This is a genomic window from Chitinophaga agrisoli, assembly GCF_008386695.1.
Taxonomy (GTDB): domain Bacteria; phylum Bacteroidota; class Bacteroidia; order Chitinophagales; family Chitinophagaceae; genus Chitinophaga; species Chitinophaga agrisoli.
The window spans coordinates 1-749 of record NZ_VUOC01000087.1 but is presented as its reverse complement, the minus strand read 5'-3'; the positions used below and the strand labels follow the sequence as shown (position 1 = coordinate 749).

The 749-nt window shown below is 48.6% G+C and carries 1 protein-coding gene; it reads left to right on the top strand.

Annotated features, from left to right (window positions below; translation table 11 throughout):
- The first annotated feature begins 26 nt into the window (after positions 1-26).
- Positions 27-710: a JHBP domain-containing protein gene (locus F0L74_RS34665; RefSeq protein ID WP_149842237.1), complete on the top strand. Its 684-nt coding sequence runs from the start codon at positions 27-29 to the stop codon at positions 708-710.
- Positions 711-749 lie beyond the last annotated feature (39 nt).

The following is a 749-nucleotide window of genomic DNA, read 5'->3' as shown; positions in this document are numbered from 1 at the left end:
ATTAAGAGAGCTAAACTGAGATAACAATGAAGGCTTTCATCTTTGCCCTTGCTGTTGCCTGCGTTGCGGCTGTACCATACGGCGATGTCGATCTGGCCGAATCCCAGCGCATTGTTGATGGCATAATCGAAAACTGGATCTCAAGAGCCCAGTTACGTTTGTCTCCATTTGATCCTATCGTGAACAATGAGTACGCGGGCGGCTGGCATCTTCCGGGAGGAGAAAACATCCTGAAAGTCCGTGGCTCCGTAGAAGGTGTCAACGCCGCCGGCTTCAGCACCTTCGAATTGGATAGCATCTCCTACAACTTATTTACTGGTCAACTTCACTTGTCCTTGAGCTTGAATTCTGTTTCGGCCTCAATAGACGCTGCTGAAGGAGAAGTCCAAATTTTCGACCGTAAACTGACCGCAGACGCTTCTGGAGGAATCGCCGTGTCCAACGTGCGCGTTCGCGCTGGTGCCATTGTCGCTGTCGGTGTCGACGGATACAGCGTTAGGAACGTCGAACTTGAGCTGTCTATTGGAGAAATCAACTCTGAAATCCAATTGAACCTGTTCGGGCGTGAGGTCGGAGGACGCATCAGCGACTTCTTGAACAAACTCCCCTACAACTTAGAAAAATACCAATCCCAGGTCAGCCGGGTTTTGGAGTACGCCTCCGAATACATTATCAACAGACTTCTCTCCAGACCTTCTGATGCGCAATAATACCTGTTTTATTTATAAACATAGCTTACAATTCGACAA

What these genes read in the sequence shown, in the direction of transcription:
- F0L74_RS34665 (WP_149842237.1), top strand. Translation starts at nt 27, where the DNA reads ATGAAGGCTTTCATCTTTGCCCTTGCTGTTGCCTGCGTTGCGGCTGTA.